Here is a 16,529-nt window from a genome sequence, read left to right as displayed (position 1 = left end):
TCTCTCCCGAACTGCGTCGCAGTTGCGCAACTGCCACACTTCTCCGCATCCGCCACAGAGGATCACTGGCGCATCTGCGCAGAAGTGTGGCGCTCGCGGGGCCGCGGGCCCGTGGCACTCGCGGAGCCGCGGGCCCGTGGCACTCGCGGAGCCGCGGGCCCGTGGCACTCGCGGGGCCGTCTCGCGCCCACAGGCCGGGCGGAGACCCCGGGACTCAGACCTCGAGGGCGGCGAGCAGGTCGGCGGGAGTGGCCTGCAGTGGATGCGGGCCCGCGATGTCGAAGAACACGGTCGTGATCTCGTCGCGGTGCGCGCCGAGGAAGCTGCGGAGCCAGTCCGGCCCCTGCAGCCCGACCGTGGGCGGCAACGTCTCGGGCTTGTGCGCGGCGTCGCTGAACAGCAGCAGCGCCACCTGCCCGGTATTCGGGTCGCGATACGTCCACACCTCGCCGGCATCCAGCGGGTTGTCGCTCTCGCCGGTGCGCATGAGCGGGACGACCGTCGGCCCGTGCCGCAGCGCGAACGCCACCGCCGCCATGTCCTGCGTCTGCAGCGCATCGGTCAGCGCGGTGTTGCGGAACTCCAGCGGAGGCTGCTGCTTCTTCCCGCGCTTCTGCTTGCCGGCCATCCCCCCAGCGTATCCGCCGCGTCGTCAGCGAAGCGGCATCCGCAGGCACACGAGACGCTCCCGCACCTCCCAGGACGCAACCTCGACGAAGCCGCGGCTCCGGTACAGTCCGAGCGCACCGCGCCGCCAGTCCCAGACCGACAGCCGGAGGGATGCGGCCCCGGCCGCCGTCGCGCGTCGCGCCGCCTCGGCGAGGAGCGCCCCGCCCGCTCCGACCCCGCGCGCCTCGACGTCGACCCAGAGCCGCTTGATCTCCGCATCCGCTCCGTCCACACGCAGCACCACCATCCCGACGACGCGGTCGTCGTGCTCGGCCAGCAGCACGTCCGCACCGGGGAAGGCCGGGGCGTCGATCTCGGCGGCGTAGGCGGGCGCGAGCGGCCCGGACTCCTGCAGATCGTGCGCGACCTTCTCGGCTTCGGTGTGCTCGTGGTACGCGCGCAGGAGTTCGGACACCGCCGCGGCATCGCCGACGGCGGCGCTGCGGACCACGGCAGGGTTCATCCCTCCATTCCACACCCGCCGGCGCGGGAGAATGGACGGATGAGCTGGAGCCTGCGCGCGAGCACCCCCGACGACGCGGCGTGGATCGCAGAGCTCCGCGCGGAGGTCATGCGGCCCGATCTCGAGCGGCTCGACCGGTACGACCCGGTCCATGTGCGGCAGCGCTTCCTGAAGGCGTTCGACCCCGCCCTCACGCGCGTGATCGTCGTGGACGGGCAGGATGCGGGCAGCATCGCCGTGCGTCCCGCATCCGACGGCGTCTGGGTCGAGCACTTCTATCTCGCCACGGCCCACCAGGGCCGCGGGATCGGATCACAGGTGCTCGCCCTCGTGCTGGACGAGAGCACGGGCGACGCACCGCTGCGGCTCAACGTGCTGCAGGGCTCTCCCGCGCGGCGCCTGTACGAGCGACACGGCTTCGTGCTGTACCACGAAGACGAGGTCGACGCATTCCTGCAACGGGAACCGGCCGCGCCGCTACCGTGAGCGCATGAACCGCGATCGCATCATCGGCATCGTCGCCGCGGCCGTCGGCCTCATCCTGGCGACCCTCTTCGTGATCTGGGACCTCAACGGCGCACCGTCGTGGCTGCACTACATCACCTGGATCACCGGCGCCCTCAGCGGATGGGGGCTCGTGGTGGCCTTCACGGCCGGTAAGCGCCGCATGAGGCCCTAGTCTCAACGCCCCCGGTTGACGGCGAGGAAGCCGGCCAACGCCTGCTCCGTCTCCGTGAGGGTGCGGATGCGGCCTGCCACCCGCTCCCGCATCTCGGCCACCCGGCCGAGCAGCTCTGCGTCGCCGTGCGACTTCTCGCCCGTGGCGCAGGGCAGGACGGCCCGAACGTCGTCGCGCGTGAACCCGAGCTCGAACATGGCGTGGATCGTGGCCACCATCGGCACCGCCCGGTCCGAGTAGTGACGGTAACCGTTGTCGCCGCGCTGCGGACTGATGAGGCCCAGCTTCTCGTAGTGGCGGATCGAGCGCGCGCTGACGCCGCTCCGATCGCTCAGCTCGCCGATGATCATGCGCCTGCCCCTCGATTTGACCTTGACACGATGTCAAAGCATATCGTCGCGAGCGACCCGCGGAACCGGGTCGGAGAGGCGGAGGTCATGACGGAGCACATCGAGGTAGACGGGCGGATGCGGACGTTCACCGTTGTCGGCCCGCGGAGGCAGGGGCAGGCGCTCGTGCTGGTCTTCCACGGGTCGCGACAGTCGGGCGAGGTCCATCGCGCGTTCACGGGCGGCGCGTACGACGCGCTCGTCGGAAAGGGCGCGCTCGTGGCGTATCTCGACGGCTATCGCGGCAACTGGAACGACGCGCGCCGCGAGAGCCGGTTCCCGGCCCGGCTCGCCGGAATCGACGACGCGACCTTCGCGCAGGCGGTCATCGCCCGGCTGGGCGAGACGCACGGCATCGATGCGGACCGCGTGTACGCCATCGGGTTCTCCAACGGCGGCCAGATGGTCATGCGACTGCTCCACGAGAATGCCTCCCCCCTCGCCGGCGGCGCCATCGTCGCCGCGACGCTGCCCGAGTCGGACAGCTTCCTGCTCCCCCAGGCGGCTCCCGCGCCGCATCCGGTGCCCGTGCTGCTGGTGCACGGCACGGCCGATCCCATCGCCCCCTACACCGGCGGACGGATGCGGCGCTGGGCGCAGCTGGTGTTCCGCGTCGGCGGCTCGTCCCTCTCCGCTCCCGGGACCGCCGCGTACTTCGCGCGGCGGAACGGCATCTCCGCACCCCCGATGACACGGGCGGATGCGGCATCGCGCCCCGACGGCACGCGCATCGAGCGCGCCAACTGGCGGGAGGCGGGCCACCCGCCCGTCACATTCGTCACGGTGCACGGCGGCGGCCACACCGTCCCCGGACCCCAGCCCGGGCCGCGCCTGATCGGCCGCACGGCCACGAGCATCTCGGTCGCCGACCTCGCCGCCGAGTTGTTCGGGCTGGACCGCTAGTCCAAGACCGTGAACACCGACCTCGCCAGTTGGCCGATCGCAGCTCTGCGCTTGGTATTCGACGGGTAGCTTGCTCGCATCTGCACCAGCGCGTGCGCGGGATCGTACAACTCTCCGGGCTGCAGTGGATCTGGAACTACGACGAACTCAGCAGCTCCGCCGCTTACTGCCAAACCCGAATCGAATTGTTCAACCTTCGTCTGCGAAGTGCATGCAATCGCTGAGTGGCTAACCGTAGCAACCGATCTCGCCGACAGCCCCAGTTGCAGGAGGATATATGTCCTGGTAGACCGACAAACCATCGTCGTCGAACCGAAGAGCACCAGCCTTCAGGAAACGTCCGCCACCAGCTCCTTCGTCCCTGAGGACCGAGTCGTAGTGGGCTGGGTCTGCGTCGTTGAACCTCCGAACCAGTTCTTCATCGGTTTGCACCGCAAAATCCACTGCAGTATTGGTGCTCGTCCTGGGCACGGTTTTTAGCTCAGCGGGATAGGGTTCCGAACCTGCCCAGCAAGGCCTGAGAGAAGCTCCCTTGCTTGCTTGATGGTCACGTCGTCCTCTACCCACCATTTGGTGAGGGTGTCACACAGGATGCGCTCCCTGCCGCGCACAGCAGTAAGCAGGATTTCTGTCTCATCCTCGTAATCGAGACGCACCGAAACATCATCCACCAGCCAGTCAACGGCTACGCCACCATCACCGTTGTCCCCGATCTGTGGAGTAGGGGCACCATCGGTCAAGACATGGCCGAGCAACCTCAGGATGATCCGGTATGGCTCGATATTCACCGCGCGCTGGCGCTCCGCAAGGTCACGTAACTGGCGGTGTGCGTACACCAAAAGATCCCGTCGAGTGCGACCAGCTGATGGACGGACGGGAACCATGTGGGACAGGCTTGGCGCCATGGATTTCAGTGTCGACGGTGAGGTATTGAGCGAGTTTTCTCGCGTTAGCGTGGCGCTAGGAACCATCTTGAACCCCCCAGTTACTGGTTGCCCGGTCCGAGACGATGGCAAAGAATGCTCGCTTTGACACCTCGTGAGCAGAATCGATCAGTTCCATAATCTGACTCGATTCTAGCTGCGAACCTGCAAAGGACTTTGTGGACACGGTCAGAGTTGTCGCGTTGTCTCCGGCCGCAGGCTGAATAGTCACGGTGAGCTGCGCAAAACCAAGCTCAGTTCTTTCCCTGGTAACCAGCTCGTACCGCTCGCTGACAACCGCACCTGGCAGAGGCTGTGTGGGTCGCTGGAAGACTGAATAAATCTCGTGCAGACCAGACGCTTCGTCGTGGGTGATGTGATTCACATACGAGAACTCTGCGACCAACGGCACTAGCTCCTGGCCGATCGGGATATCGAGCATTGATAGCACTCGCTCGAACTCAGTTCGGATCGTCTCGTACTTCGGGTACGTGCACGCTGCGTCCACCTTGCGCCAGTTCAGGAGGAGTCGATCGTCCTGCAACTGCACAAGCCACTGCTGGTCCTGAGACGCGTTCCAGAGCCGAGGCGGCGGCACTGTGAAGAACTCCATCTCAAACTCCGCCCCCGGCTGCCCCACGGGGCGCGTCACAGGTAGCGCGGGCTGCACAGAACCGATGGGAAAATCCTCACCCCAACGCGCCGCCTCATGTACGAGACGGATCACATCAAAGCCTCGACCCCGGAACTCGATTCCGGCGACCGCTTCTGTCACGGGAGGATCGGCGAGAACACGAGTCAGGACGTCGACGGGTACGCCATCAGTCACATTGACAGCCTAGCCTGACTCTCTCGGATAGGGACCTCGCCGCCGAGACGTTCGGGCTGGACGCTTAGTTCAGCAGGAACTGCGCAGACTGCGCGGACGAGATGCCGCCGATCGACACGGCCAGGTGATACGACGCACCGCCACCCGGCGCCTTGGGCCGGTTCGCGTTCTGGCAGGTGTCGACGGCGGAGCGCGTGCGGTCCCAGGTGATGGGCGTCGCGCTGGTCACGGTCTGACCCGCGGTGAGGGTCACGACCATGTCGCTCGGCTCGCTCTGGCAGTCCGTCGAACGCCACCACGTGTCCTCGCCGGATGTGACGGTGAAGGTCTGACTCGTCGTGCCGACGTTGATCGTGCAGTCCGCGGCCGAGGTGTTCGTGAGTCGGATCGACAGCTGCGGGTTCTCGTCCGCCGCGTAGGTCGACTGATTGGTCAGCGCCTCCACACGCACGTCGTCCTTGGTGCAGGTGGGGATGCCCGCGTCCGTCGGCTCGCCGCCGGCCGTCGCCTCGTCCGCGGGCGCGTCGGTCGCGGGGGCATCGGTCGCGGCCGGCGTGGAGGGGTCCGGCGTCGCGACAGGGCTGGATGCGGCCGGCGCAGGCGCGGCGGCGGAGTTCCACGGCTGAGCGATGAAAAGCCACACCAGACCGATGACGACCAGCAGTCCGATCAGCGCGACGAGGCGGCGACGGCGGTACACGGCCTTCGACGGGCGACGACGCGGGGTGGGAGTGCTCACGCATCCAGGCTACGTCGCACCCGGCGCCCCGCCCCCGCGGCTCTCCGCGCGCGAACCTCAGAGCTCCTTGAGCATCCTCGTGTTGCCGAGGGTGTTCGGCTTCACGTGCGCGAGGTCGAGGAACTCGGCGATGCCCTCGTCGGGGCTGCGCACCAGCTGCGAGTAGACGTCCGGATCGACGACGTGCTCCCCGATCGGCGCGAAGCCGCGCCGCGTGAAGAAGTCGACCTCGAACGTGAGGCAGAACAGGCGCGACAGCCCGAGCGTGCGCGCCTGTTGCTCGAGCCCCTCGACGAGCGCCCGCCCGACGCCGCGGTGCAGCCACGCGTCGTCGACGATCAGCGTGCGGATCTCGCCCAGGTCGTCCCACATGACGTGAAGGGCGCCGCATCCGATGAGCTCGCCGTCGGCGTCCTCCGCGACCAGGAACTGCTGCACCGCCTCGTAGAGCACGACGATGTCCTTGCCGAGCAGGATGCGGCGCTGCACGTACGGCTCCAGCATCCGATGGATCGCACGTACATCTGCCGTCCGCGCCGGCCGCACGGTGAACTCGCTCACGGTGCAACCCTACGCCGGGATGCGGCGCGTACGCCGAAGGGCCGGATGCGGTGTGCATCCGGCCCTTCGTGCGTGTGAGGTGTCAGCTTCCGGCGACGATGTCCGGCGTGGCCGAGATCTCGCCGGCGACGCTCGCGCCCAGCGCGACCTTCTCCCCGCGGGGGGCGATGTCGAACGTGAACCGGCCGCCTTCGGCGTCGACCTTGACGTGGTCGCCCGCGTTCAGCTCGCCGTGGAGGATCTTCTCGCTGAGCTGGTCCTCGACCTCGCGCTGCATCGCCCGGCGCAGCGGACGCGCACCGAGGGTCGGGTCGAACCCGATCTCGATGAGGCGGTCCTTGGCCGCATCCGACAGCTCCACCGTGAGGTCGCGGTCGAGCAGGCGCTCGGCGAGACGCTTGGTGAACAGTCCCACGATCTGGCGCAGTTCCGTCTTGTTCAGCTGCGGGAAGACGATGACGTCGTCGACGCGGTTGAGGAACTCGGGCTTGAAGTGACGCTTCAGCTCCTCGTCGACCTTGCCCTTCATCCGCTCGTACGTGGTCTGGGCGTTGCCCTCGACCTGGAACCCGACCGGGCCGCCGGCGATGGCCTGCGAACCGAGGTTGGTGGTCATGATGATCACCGTGTTCTTGAAGTCGACGACGCGGCCCTGACCATCGGTCAGGCGACCCTCTTCGAGGATCTGCAGCAGCGAGTTGAAGATGTCGGGGTGCGCCTTCTCGATCTCGTCGAACAGCACCACCGAGAACGGCTTGCGGCGCACCTTCTCGGTGAGCTGACCGCCCTCTTCGAAGCCGACGAACCCGGGAGGGGCACCGAACAGCCGCGACACGGTGTGCTTCTCGCCGAACTCGCTCATGTCGAGCGAGATGAGCGCACCCTCGTCGTCGAACAGGAACTCTGCGAGCGCCTTGGCGAGCTCCGTCTTTCCGACACCCGTGGGGCCGGCGAAGATGAACGAGCCGCTGGGACGCTTCGGGTCCTTGAGGCCGGCGCGCTGGCGACGGATCGTACGGCTGAGGGCGGCGATCGCCTCTTCCTGGCCGATGACGCGCTGGTGCAGCGCCTTCTCCATGAAGACGAGACGGCTGGTCTCCTCCTCGGTCAGCTTGAACACCGGGATGCCCGTGGCCTGAGCCAGCACCTCGGCGATCAGCCCCTCGTCAACGACCGCGGTGGTCGCCACGTCGCCGTTCTTCCACTGCTTCTCGAGACGCAGACGCTCAGCCAGGAGCGACTTCTCCTCGTCACGCAGGGATGCGGCCTTCTCGAAGTCCTGCTCCTCGGATGCGGCTTCCTTCTGCTCGCGCACCTTGGCGATCTTCTCGTCGAACTCGCGCAGCTCCGGCGGGCTCGAGAGGATCGACAGGCGCAGGCGGGCGCCGGCCTCGTCGATCAGGTCGATCGCCTTGTCGGGCAGGAAGCGGTCCGAGATGTAGCGGTCGGCGAGGTTCGCGGCCGCGACGATCGCACCGTCCGTGATCTGCACCTTGTGGTGCGCCTCGTACCGGTCGCGCAGACCCTTCAGGATGTTGATCGCGTGGGGCAGGCTCGGCTCCGCGACCTGGATCGGCTGGAAGCGGCGCTCGAGGGCCGCATCCTTCTCGAAGTGCTTGCGGTACTCGTCGAGGGTCGTCGCACCGATCGTCTGCAGCTCACCGCGCGCGAGCAGCGGCTTCAGGATGGATGCGGCGTCGATCGCGCCTTCGGCGGCACCCGCGCCCACGAGCGTGTGGATCTCGTCGATGAAGACGATGATGTCGCCGCGGGTGCGGATCTCCTTCGTGACCTTCTTCAGGCGCTCCTCGAAGTCGCCGCGGTAGCGGGAGCCGGCGATAAGCGAGCCGAGGTCGAGCGAGTAGACCTGCTTGTCCTTCAGCGTCTCGGGCACGTCGCCCTTCACGATCGCCTGCGCGAGGCCTTCGACGACGGCGGTCTTGCCGACGCCGGGCTCACCGATGAGGACCGGGTTGTTCTTGGAGCGGCGCGAGAGGATCTGCATCACGCGCTCGATCTCCTTCTCGCGCCCGATGACCGGGTCGAGCTTGTTGTCGCGCGCGGCCTGGGTGAGGTTGCGGCCGAACTGGTCGAGCACGGCCGAGCCGCCCTGCGCACCGGTCGTGGCCTGCTCGCCGGCACCGGTCGCGACACCCGCGGGCTCCTTGCCCTGGTATCCGCTCAGCAGCTGGATGACCTGCTGGCGCACCTTGTTGAGGTCGGCGCCGAGCTTGACGAGCACCTGGGCTGCGACACCCTCGCCCTCGCGGATGAGGCCGAGCAGGATGTGCTCGGTGCCGATGTAGTTGTGGCCCAACTGCAGCGCCTCGCGAAGGCTCAGCTCCAGCACCTTCTTCGCGCGCGGCGTGAAGGGGATGTGGCCCGTCGGCTGCTGCTGACCCTGGCCGATGATGTCCTGGACCTGCTCGCGCACGGCGTCGAGCGAGATGCCCAGGCTCTCGAGCGCCTTGGCGGCGACGCCCTCGCCCTCATGGATGAGACCGAGCAGGATGTGCTCGGTGCCGATGTAGTTGTGGTTGAGCATCTTCGCCTCTTCCTGGGCGAGCACAACCACGCGACGGGCTCGGTCGGTGAATCTCTCGAACATCGCGGCTACTCCTCCGGCGCCAGGTGACGCCAACATCGGGCGCACCCTCCGGCGCGCTGTACATCGAGGCTAACCAGAGCACGGATGCGGCAAGCCCGTGTTCGCCGTGGGCGCACCGCATCCGCCGCTTGCGGTCACACCCGTCATGCCATATCGTTTTTCGATAACAACGATATTCGATATGGCAGGGAGGACCTCATGACCACCCCCACTCAGGCCCGCGTGCTGCGCGGCAGCGACATCGCCGCGATGTGGATCTTCGTCGGCGCAGGGATCGCGGTCGTCGGTGTCACGCTCTTCTTCGCGATCGGGCGGATCGTCGACGCGCTCAGCGGTAAGGCGATTCCCGTCGAGGCGCTGTTCTCCGACACGACGGTCGCCGCTCCCATCGGACCCGACGGGGCGATGCGCGACATCCTGTTGGAGCGCGCGTGGATCACGCCGAGCTCCCTCTCGCTCGCGGGCACGGGCGCACTGGTGCTCCAGCAACTCGTGCTCGCCGCATCCGTCACCGCGCTCGTCGTCTGCCTCCTGCTGGTGACGCTGTCGGTCATGCGCGGGCGGGTGTTCAACCGGCGCAACACGGCGCTCGTCGTCTCGGCGGGGGCGTCGGGACTGGCCGGGCTGTTCGGCGTGCCGTTCTTCGGCAACATCGTCGCCAACGACGCGTTCCGCGACATCTCGCAGGGCACGTTCGACAACCCCATCATCAGCGTGGAGCTGCCTCCCGTCATCCTCGCCGCCTTCATCGTGGCGATGGCCAGCACCGTGTTCACGGTCGGCGACCGGCTGCAGCGCGACACCGAGGGCCTCGTATGAGCCCCGCAGAGGACGACGGGCCGAGCGGCGTCCACTGCCGGCTCGACGAGCTGCTGACCGAGCGCGGGATGACCCTGGCGGAGCTGTCGCGCACGGTGGGGGTGTCGGTGGTGAATCTGTCGGTGCTGAAGAACGACCGCGCCCGCGCGATCCGGTACTCGACCCTGTCGGCGATCTGCCGCGCCCTCGACTGCGAGATCGGCGACCTCCTCGTCCGCCAGGACTGACCCCCGTCGCGCCGCGCCGCCTCCGCCGCCGGCGCCCGCCCGCTTCGCGCCGCAGCCTTCCCCTGTCCCAGACCGACGCCTTCGCCTACATCTGTGACAGGGGAACGAGGCATTTCTCTGCTCACCTGTCACAGATCGCGCGATCGGCGTCGATCTGTGACAGGCGAGCACGATCACCGCCGCGTGGCATCACCATCGCGACGCGAGCGCTCGACGGGCGCGTGCGATGAAGCGACCGTGCTGCTCGAAGACGTCCTGCTTCGTTGCACGGATGACGAGCCACCCGGCCGCGGCGAGACGCTCGTAGCGCTCGATGTCCGACGCCCACTGGCGCGGGTCACGCAGGTGGTGCTCACCCTCGTACTCGAACGCGATGCGACGCTCCGGATACGCGAGGTCGACGCACGCGACGTACTCACCTGCCACGAACACGTCGACGTTCAGATCGGGTTGGGGCAATCCTGCATCGATGATCGTGAGCCGGAGCCACGTCTCAGGTCGCGACCCCGACCTGGCACGCAAACGTGGGAGCGCCTCCCGGAGACGCGCCACTCCCACCCTCCGTCCCGCATCCACTGCTCGGCTCATCTCGGCAATCGACGCCAGCGGCTCGAGCCTCCAGTCGCGCAGGACCGCGTCACCGACGGCCACCACGTCGTAGGGATGGCGGAGGGATGCGGCCAGCATCGCCCAGGTCGTCGCCGGCGAGGTGAGATGCAGACCCGTGTCGCGATGCAGGACCACCGAGGTGAGGTCGGGGACCGCTTGATGACCTGCCACGCCGCGTCCCCGCGGAGGACGCCGCGGAGCCAAGACCCCCACGTGCACCTCGTCATCGCGAACCAGGCGCGGCGGCAACGGCAGCCCGAGGAGGACCGCCGCCGTCGCGTGGGTGAAGAACTCATGTGCGCCCATCTGAGTCGCGAAATCCAAGGCTCGTCCGATGTGGCGAGCCTCATGGATGCCGAGCAGACCACCGCGCCACTGCGCAGGGGGCTCGCGCTCCTTCGCCCGCACCCCGTGGAACGGTCGCAGCAGATCGGGCGCGCGTAGCGCCGCCTCGGAAACACCGAGTTTCCGTGCGGCACCCACACGAAATGCGGGTCCGAGATCGTGGGGGATGCCTCCTGACACGGCTCCACACTGGAGGCACTCCGGACCGACGGCAGATCATCCCCACGCCGACACGCCGCAGCGAGCACGTGTGGAGGAACGCACGCGCGCCACACAGTGCGCGATCCCCAGGATTCCCCTGTCACAGATCGAGCCGAAGCGATCGGTTTGGGACAGGGGAGCATCCGGACCAGCCGCTCGCCTGTCACAGATCGAGCCGATTTCGTCGATCTGTGACAGGCGAAGTAGGTGACGTCCGACAGCGCCGACGGGTCAGAGGACGGGGACGCGGGTGTTGTCGAACGTGTCGCCGACGAGCACCAGCTCGACACCGACTCCCTCGGCCACGCCCTCGGCGGAGCCGATCAGCGCACGCGGGGCCATATCCATCGTGCAGGCGCGGTCCGCGGCCGGGGTCTGGAAGGTGAGCGTGATCTCGGCGTCCGCCGTCTTCGTGATCGTGTCCACGACGGGCGCACAGGAGGAGGAGCCCCACGTCACGAGCGCGAATCCGCCCGAGGTGAGCCAACCGGCGCTCGGCAGGAAGTCGGTCTGCGTCCCGGGGCCGGCGAGGCCCTCGACCCCGGGCAGCTCGACGCTGCCGGATGCGTTGCCGTAGCGCACGTCCACGCGGGTCGCCTGCGCGGGATCGACGCCCTCGGGCACGCCCACGAGCGTGACGCGCGGCACGAGGTCCTTCGTGCAGGCTCGGCCTGCATCGCCCGGTGCGTCGTCGAGGCTCACCGTGATCACGCCGTCCGCGAAGGCGGGCGTGTCGGCGACCGGCACACAGGTGGAGCTTCCCTCGGTCACGACCGCGATCATCCTGCCGCTGTCGGCCCAGCCCGCATCCACCTGCAGGTCGGCCACGGCGGACTCGCCGGGCGCGGCGTCGCCTGCGCATCCGGTGAGCATGCCGGCGGCGATGAGCAACGAGCCGGTGATGGTGAGCAGGGTCGTGGTGCGGCGCATGACGGCTCCCTCAGAGATCTGCGGATGCGGCCGCGATGCGGCCTGCGGACTCTCATCCTGTCGCAGCGGCCTGCGCATCACCGGAAAGCCCGGTAACGGGCGGGTCACGATCGCCGCTACTGCAGGGCCGACGTCAACCGGGCGAGGTTGTCGAGCACGGTGGAGCGCAGGGGCTGGCGCAGCCACTCCTCGAGCGTGAGCTCGGTGCTGAGGTTGCGGTAGTGGTCCTCGACCTGCCGCATCTCATCGACGAACTCCTCGCCGCGCACGAGCATCGAGATCTCCATGTTCAGACCGAACGAGCGCATGTCCATGTTGCTCGATCCGATGACCGCGACCTCGTCGTCGATGGTCATCGCCTTGGTGTGCAGGATGTACGGCTTGCGGTACATCCAGATGCGCACACCCGCGCGCAGCAACACCTCGTAGTAGCTGCGCTGAGCGTGGTAGACCATCGCCTGGTCGCCCTCCTCGGAGACGAACAGCTCGACTTCGACACCGCGATGGCACGCGGTCGTGATGGCGTTGAGGATGGACTCGTCCGGCACGAAGTACGGGCTGACGAGGATGATCCGCTCCTTCGCCGCGTACATGAGCCCGAGGAACAGACGCAGGTTGTTCTCGAACTCGAACCCCGGACCGCTCGGCACGATCTGGCAGTCGAGATCACCGGTGGCCTGACGCAGGTCGAACTCGTCGACCTCCTCCGTCAGCAGTTCGTCGGTCTCGCTGTACCAGTCGGAGAGGAAGACCGCGTTGACGCTGCCGACGACGGGCCCCTCGAGGCGCACCATCAGATCGACCCAGTGCAGGCCGCGGCGGATGTTCTTGCGCAGGTTGTACGTCGAATCGGTGACGTTCTGCGAGCCCATGAACGCGATGTCCCCGTCGATGACGAGGAGCTTGCGGTGGTTGCGCAGGTCGGGACGCTGATACTTGCCGCGCAGCGGCTGCACGGGAAGCATCAGATGCCACTGCGCCCCCATCGCGTCCAGGCGCTTCAGCGTGCGCCGGTAGAACGGCTTGCCCCTGTTGGCCCAGTGATCCAGCAGCACCCGCACGGTGACGCCCCGCTCGCTGACCTCTTCGAGCGCGCGGAAGAAGTTGTCGGTCGAAGCGTCGGCCTGGAGGATGTAGAACTCGACGTGCACATAGCGCCGGGCGCTGCGGATGGCGTCGGCCATCGCATCCAGGCTCTCCTGGTAGTCGGCGATGAGGTGCGCCTCGTTGTCGCCGGAGAGCGGCATCGCGCCGAGGTTCGTGTTCAACCGCACGAGCGAGGTGAACCAGCCCGGCGCCCCGGGGCGCAGCGTGCCGTGATCGAGGCCCGCTGTGGCCTGCTGGATGTACTCGTTGATCGCGCGCTGCTTGCGGCGGCGCTTGCGCGGCAGGCGCGGTGTGCCGATCACCAGGAACAGCACGACACCGATCACGGGGATGAAGTAGATCGCCAGCAACCACGCCATGGCGGCGGTGGGGCGTCGGTTGCGGGGGGACGATGATGATCGCCGCGATGCGGATCACCACGTCGAAGACGAAGACGGCGATCAGCCACCACGATCCGAGATCGATGTCGATGTTGATCATGTGGTCTCCCCCGCCCGCATCCTGCTCAGCGTAGCGGCCGGGTGCACCAGGGCCGCGCGGTGGGCGGTCAGTGGTCGGAGGCGACCGGAGGCAGGCCGCGCTTGGCGCGTTCCTCGGCCTCGATCTGCGAATAGACGCGACGCTCGGTGCGATCCATGCGCAGGATCGAACGCACGATGAAGAAGAACGTCGCCGTCACGACGATGGTCGGCAGAATCGACCACAGCGCCGCGACCCAGATGTTCTCCACCCCTCCATGGTACGCGACGGCTCCTCCACACCGGCCGGGCCCGGCGCGGCGCCCTGTGCGATCTGATCCGGCCGGCTGCGACGGCGCAGCCTCGACGCATGACCACGATCATCAAGGCCCGGGATGCGGCCGACTTCCTCTCATTGGTTCCTCGACTGCTCGGCTACGAGCCCCGACGAAGCATCGTGCTGGTCCCCTTCCGTGCGGGGCGCACCGGCGGCGGGCTGCGCGTCGATCTGCCGCCCGCCGCGGCCGACACGGACGCGGTGGCCTCGACCCTGATCGGCTTCGCCTGCCGTGTCGAGCACACCGACGCCTACGCCGTGCTCGTGTACGACGACGACGCCGACAGCGTGACGCACGCGGAGCTCGTCGCCGCGCTGGAGGTCAGGGCGCAGGCGTGCGGGCTGCGCCGCATAGATGCGCTCCACATCGCCTCCGGACGCTGGCGCTCCTACCTCGACCCCGACCTCGGCGGCACGGTCGCGACCGATCCGGATGCGGACGCGCACCGCCCTGTCGGCGACCAGGGCGCCGGAGCGTCGCTGCCCCACGTCGATCTCGCGCGAAGCGAACGGGTCGGCCGGGCCTTGACCGAGTGCGCCCGCGCGCTGGAGTGGGTGCTGAACGGGTCGCGCCCGGCGGACGCCCGCATCCATCCCGACGCGCTCGTCGCCTCCCTCGCCCTGGAGGATCTGCCTGCGTTCTTCGAGACCTGGATCCCGCCCCACGGCACCGCCACACCGCCGGGCGACGCGGTCGAGGCGGATCACGCCGATGTACAGGATCTCGCGCTGCTGATCTGGTGCCTGGCACGGCCGGCTCTCCGGGACATCGCACTGGCCACCTGGGTGCGCGGTGTCCACGGCGGGGATGCCGCCCTCGTCGCGCAGCAGGAGTGGGAGGCCGGCGCCGCCTATCCGGACGAGCTGGGCGCCTGGATGATGGGCGAGGGCGCTCGCCCCGACGTCGATCGCCTCACCGCCGCGGTGGACGTGTGCCGTCTCGCGGCCGCATCCGCTCCCGCCGCGTATCGACCCGGCGCGCTCGCGGCGAGCGCCTGGCTCTCCTGGGCGCTCGGTCGATCCACCCACGCGGCGCGCTACTGCGAGCAGGCTCTCGCCATCGACGCGGAGCACGGCCTTTCGCTCATCGTGCTGTCGATGGTCGACGCGGGGCATCTGCCCGACTGGGCGTTCCGGGCTCAGCCCGGCTGAGTCACTTGACGAGCGGGAAGAGGATGGTCTCGCGGATACCGAGACCGGTGACGGCCATCAGCAGTCGGTCGATACCCATGCCCATGCCACCCATGGGAGGCATGCCGTGCTCCATCGCCCGCAGAAACTCCTCGTCGATGCGCATGGCCTCGTCGTCGCCGCGCGCGGCCAGCTTCGCCTGCTCGACGAAGCGCTCGCGCTGGATGACGGGGTCGATCAGCTCGGAGTAGCCGGTGGCGAGCTCGAAGCCGCGCACGTAGAGATCCCACTTCTCGACGACGCCCGGGATCGAGCGGTGCTCGCGCACGAGCGGGCTGGTGTCGAGCGGGAAGTCCATGACGAACGTCGGGCGCACCAGGTGCGTCTTGACGAAGTGCTCCCACAGCTCTTCGACGTACTTGCCGTGGGTCGCATGCGGCGGCTCGTCGACACCGGCGGCATCGGCGATGCGGGCGAGCTCGGCGACGGGCGTCTGCGGGGTGATGGGCTCGGCGTCGATCTCGGATGCGGCCAGCGCCTCGTTGAGCGAGTCGTACATCGAGATGCGGTCCCAGTCGCCGCCGAGGTCGTACTCGGTGCCGTCGGCCCACGTCACGACATGGCCGGCCTCGGGACGTCCGGCGAGACGGTTCGTGGCCGCCGCCGCGTTCTGGATGAGCTCCTGCGTGAGGTCGGCGATGCCGTTGTAGTCGCTGTACGCCTCGTAGGCCTCGAGCATCGCGAACTCGGGGCTGTGGGTCGAGTCCGCACCCTCGTTGCGGAAGTTGCGGTTGATCTCGAACACGCGGTCGAGACCGCCGACGACGGCGCGCTTGAGGAACAGCTCCGGCGCGATGCGCAGGTAGAGCTCCGTGTCGAAGGCGTTGGAGTGCGTCACGAACGGACGCGCGGATGCGCCACCGTGCTGCACCTGCAGCATCGGCGTCTCAACCTCGATGAACTCGTGTCCCGCGAAGGTCTCGCGCAGGCTCGCGTTGACGGCGGCGCGGGTGCGCACGGTCGCCCGCGCCTGGTCGCGCACGATGAGATCGAGGAAGCGCGAGCGCACGCGCGTCTCCTCGTTCAGCTCGGAGTGCAGGTTCGGCAGCGGCAGCAGCGCCTTCGACGCGATCTGCCAGTCCTCGACCATGATCGAGAGCTCACCGCGGCGGCTGGAGATGACCTGGCCGCGCACGAACACGTGGTCGCCCAGGTCGACGAGCTCCTTCCAGCGCTGCAGCGACTCCTCGCCGACGGCGGCGAGCGACACCATGGCCTGGATGCGGCTGCCGTCGCCCGACTGCAGCGATGCGAAGCAGAGCTTGCCGGTGTTGCGGCTGAAGACGACGCGGCCGGCGACGCCGGCGATGACGCCCGTCTCTTCCCCCGCCTCCAGGCGCGCGAAGCGCTCCCGCAGCGCGGGGATCGTGTCGGTCACGGCGACGGAGACGGGATAGGCTCCGCCCGCCGCATCCGTCCGCTCCGCGATGAGTCGCTCGCGCTTGGCCAGGCGCACCGCCTTCTGCTCGAAGACGTCCTCTTCGGGGGTCTCGGCGGGCGCGGTGTTCTCGGGCTGAGAGGTCATCGTGGGGGCTCCTCGGA

Annotated in this window: 18 protein-coding genes and 1 pseudogene; 6 read left to right on the top strand and 13 right to left on the bottom strand. The window is 68.3% G+C overall.

All coding sequences use genetic code 11. The features are described 5' to 3' along the window. Positions 1-214: 214 nt before the first annotated feature. Together QE377_RS09265 and QE377_RS09260 are read right to left on the bottom strand one after the other, a co-directional pair. Complete coding sequence (locus QE377_RS09265) at positions 215-628, bottom strand: dehydrogenase (RefSeq protein WP_307322195.1); 414 nt, start codon at positions 626-628, stop codon at positions 215-217. A gap of 24 nt (positions 629-652) precedes the next feature. Beyond that, entirely contained in the window at positions 653-1,132 is a 480-nt protein-coding gene (locus QE377_RS09260) for a GNAT family N-acetyltransferase (RefSeq protein WP_307322192.1), read from the bottom strand. Between the two features lie 39 nt (positions 1,133-1,171). Here QE377_RS09260 and QE377_RS09255 point away from each other — a divergent pair, with 39 nt between their 5' ends. Both QE377_RS09255 and QE377_RS09250 read left to right on the top strand, forming a co-directional pair. Next, on the top strand, positions 1,172-1,618 hold the full coding sequence (locus QE377_RS09255; RefSeq protein ID WP_307322190.1) for a GNAT family N-acetyltransferase: 447 nt from the start codon (positions 1,172-1,174) through the stop codon (positions 1,616-1,618). Between the two features lie 4 nt (positions 1,619-1,622). Further along, complete coding sequence (locus QE377_RS09250; protein WP_307322187.1) at positions 1,623-1,811, top strand: hypothetical protein; 189 nt, start codon at positions 1,623-1,625, stop codon at positions 1,809-1,811. A gap of 2 nt (positions 1,812-1,813) precedes the next feature. On the opposite strand, the gene QE377_RS09245 is transcribed toward QE377_RS09250, so the two are convergent. Further along, on the bottom strand, positions 1,814-2,161 hold the full coding sequence (locus QE377_RS09245; protein WP_307322184.1) for a MerR family transcriptional regulator: 348 nt from the start codon (positions 2,159-2,161) through the stop codon (positions 1,814-1,816). Between the two features lie 30 nt (positions 2,162-2,191). Here QE377_RS09245 and QE377_RS09240 point away from each other — a divergent pair, with 30 nt between their 5' ends. Continuing rightward, entirely contained in the window at positions 2,192-3,103 is a 912-nt protein-coding gene (locus tag QE377_RS09240; RefSeq protein WP_307322181.1) for a PHB depolymerase family esterase, read from the top strand. Between the two features lie 476 nt (positions 3,104-3,579). Here QE377_RS09240 and QE377_RS09235 read toward each other — a convergent pair whose 3' ends face one another. The 5 genes from QE377_RS09235 to QE377_RS09215 form a co-directional block, all read right to left on the bottom strand. Next, entirely contained in the window at positions 3,580-3,939 is a 360-nt protein-coding gene (locus QE377_RS09235) for a hypothetical protein (protein WP_307322179.1), read from the bottom strand. A gap of 124 nt (positions 3,940-4,063) precedes the next feature. Further along, positions 4,064-4,855 (bottom strand): TIGR04255 family protein, encoded by a 792-nt coding sequence (locus tag QE377_RS09230; RefSeq protein ID WP_307322176.1) that lies wholly within the window; start codon positions 4,853-4,855, stop codon positions 4,064-4,066. 64 nt (positions 4,856-4,919) lie between these two features. Next, a complete protein-coding gene (locus QE377_RS09225) occupies positions 4,920-5,594 on the bottom strand; it encodes a hypothetical protein (protein ID WP_307322173.1) in 675 nt (224 codons plus the stop codon). A 57-nt stretch (positions 5,595-5,651) separates the two neighbouring features. Continuing rightward, positions 5,652-6,155 (bottom strand): amino-acid N-acetyltransferase, encoded by a 504-nt coding sequence (locus QE377_RS09220; protein WP_307322170.1) that lies wholly within the window; start codon positions 6,153-6,155, stop codon positions 5,652-5,654. A gap of 82 nt (positions 6,156-6,237) precedes the next feature. Next, complete coding sequence (locus QE377_RS09215; protein ID WP_243230960.1) at positions 6,238-8,763, bottom strand: ATP-dependent Clp protease ATP-binding subunit; 2,526 nt, start codon at positions 8,761-8,763, stop codon at positions 6,238-6,240. Positions 8,764-8,961: 198 nt separating this feature from the next. Between QE377_RS09215 and QE377_RS09210 the strand changes: the two genes are divergently transcribed. Then, positions 8,962-9,582, top strand: a complete 621-nt coding sequence (locus tag QE377_RS09210; RefSeq protein WP_307322166.1) for a hypothetical protein — start codon at positions 8,962-8,964, stop codon at positions 9,580-9,582. Further along, the gene (locus tag QE377_RS09205) at positions 9,579-9,809 is read left to right on the top strand and encodes a helix-turn-helix transcriptional regulator (RefSeq protein WP_234074327.1); all 231 of its coding nucleotides are present in this window, start codon (positions 9,579-9,581) and stop codon (positions 9,807-9,809) included. Before QE377_RS09210 ends, QE377_RS09205 begins: the two co-directional genes overlap by 4 nt. 189 nt (positions 9,810-9,998) lie before the next feature. Here the strand turns inward: QE377_RS09205 and QE377_RS09200 are convergent, their stop codons facing one another. The 4 genes and pseudogenes from QE377_RS09200 to QE377_RS09185 form a co-directional block, all read right to left on the bottom strand. Continuing rightward, the gene (locus QE377_RS09200) at positions 9,999-10,943 is read right to left on the bottom strand and encodes a hypothetical protein (protein ID WP_307322162.1); all 945 of its coding nucleotides are present in this window, start codon (positions 10,941-10,943) and stop codon (positions 9,999-10,001) included. A gap of 252 nt (positions 10,944-11,195) precedes the next feature. Beyond that, positions 11,196-11,894, bottom strand: a complete 699-nt coding sequence (locus tag QE377_RS09195; protein ID WP_307322160.1) for a hypothetical protein — start codon at positions 11,892-11,894, stop codon at positions 11,196-11,198. 116 nt (positions 11,895-12,010) lie between these two features. Continuing rightward, positions 12,011-13,481 (bottom strand): annotated as a pseudogene (cls, locus tag QE377_RS09190) (cardiolipin synthase). Positions 13,482-13,548: 67 nt separating this feature from the next. Beyond that, entirely contained in the window at positions 13,549-13,731 is a 183-nt protein-coding gene (locus QE377_RS09185; protein ID WP_243230952.1) for a hypothetical protein, read from the bottom strand. 98 nt (positions 13,732-13,829) lie between these two features. Between QE377_RS09185 and QE377_RS09180 the strand changes: the two genes are divergently transcribed. Continuing rightward, on the top strand, positions 13,830-14,948 hold the full coding sequence (locus tag QE377_RS09180) for a DUF4192 family protein (RefSeq protein ID WP_307322158.1): 1,119 nt from the start codon (positions 13,830-13,832) through the stop codon (positions 14,946-14,948). 1 nt (position 14,949) lies between these two features. On the opposite strand, the gene lysS is transcribed toward QE377_RS09180, so the two are convergent. Beyond that, entirely contained in the window at positions 14,950-16,512 is a 1,563-nt protein-coding gene (gene lysS / locus QE377_RS09175; RefSeq protein WP_307322154.1) for a lysine--tRNA ligase, read from the bottom strand. Between the last annotated feature and the right edge of the window lie 17 nt (positions 16,513-16,529).

It is taken from the genome of Microbacterium sp. SORGH_AS_0862 (genome assembly GCF_030818795.1).
Classification (GTDB): domain Bacteria; phylum Actinomycetota; class Actinomycetes; order Actinomycetales; family Microbacteriaceae; genus Microbacterium.
Note: the sequence above shows the minus strand (reverse complement) of the source record. Positions and strands in the feature narration are given on the sequence as shown.

What these genes read in the sequence shown, in the direction of transcription:
- QE377_RS09240 (WP_307322181.1), top strand. Translation starts at nt 2,192, where the DNA reads ATGTCAAAGCATATCGTCGCGAGCGACCCGCGGAACCGGGTCGGAGAG.
- QE377_RS09180 (WP_307322158.1), top strand. Translation starts at nt 13,830, where the DNA reads ATGACCACGATCATCAAGGCCCGGGATGCGGCCGACTTCCTCTCATTG.
- QE377_RS09215 (WP_243230960.1), bottom strand. Translation starts at nt 8,763, where the DNA reads ATGTTCGAGAGATTCACCGACCGAGCCCGTCGCGTGGTTGTGCTCGCC.
- QE377_RS09205 (WP_234074327.1), top strand. Translation starts at nt 9,579, where the DNA reads ATGAGCCCCGCAGAGGACGACGGGCCGAGCGGCGTCCACTGCCGGCTC.
- QE377_RS09245 (WP_307322184.1), bottom strand. Translation starts at nt 2,161, where the DNA reads ATGATCATCGGCGAGCTGAGCGATCGGAGCGGCGTCAGCGCGCGCTCG.
- lysS (WP_307322154.1), bottom strand. Translation starts at nt 16,512, where the DNA reads ATGACCTCTCAGCCCGAGAACACCGCGCCCGCCGAGACCCCCGAAGAG.
- QE377_RS09250 (WP_307322187.1), top strand. Translation starts at nt 1,623, where the DNA reads ATGAACCGCGATCGCATCATCGGCATCGTCGCCGCGGCCGTCGGCCTC.
- QE377_RS09195 (WP_307322160.1), bottom strand. Translation starts at nt 11,894, where the DNA reads ATGCGCCGCACCACGACCCTGCTCACCATCACCGGCTCGTTGCTCATC.
- QE377_RS09265 (WP_307322195.1), bottom strand. Translation starts at nt 628, where the DNA reads ATGGCCGGCAAGCAGAAGCGCGGGAAGAAGCAGCAGCCTCCGCTGGAG.
- QE377_RS09260 (WP_307322192.1), bottom strand. Translation starts at nt 1,132, where the DNA reads ATGAACCCTGCCGTGGTCCGCAGCGCCGCCGTCGGCGATGCCGCGGCG.
- QE377_RS09210 (WP_307322166.1), top strand. Translation starts at nt 8,962, where the DNA reads ATGACCACCCCCACTCAGGCCCGCGTGCTGCGCGGCAGCGACATCGCC.
- QE377_RS09255 (WP_307322190.1), top strand. Translation starts at nt 1,172, where the DNA reads ATGAGCTGGAGCCTGCGCGCGAGCACCCCCGACGACGCGGCGTGGATC.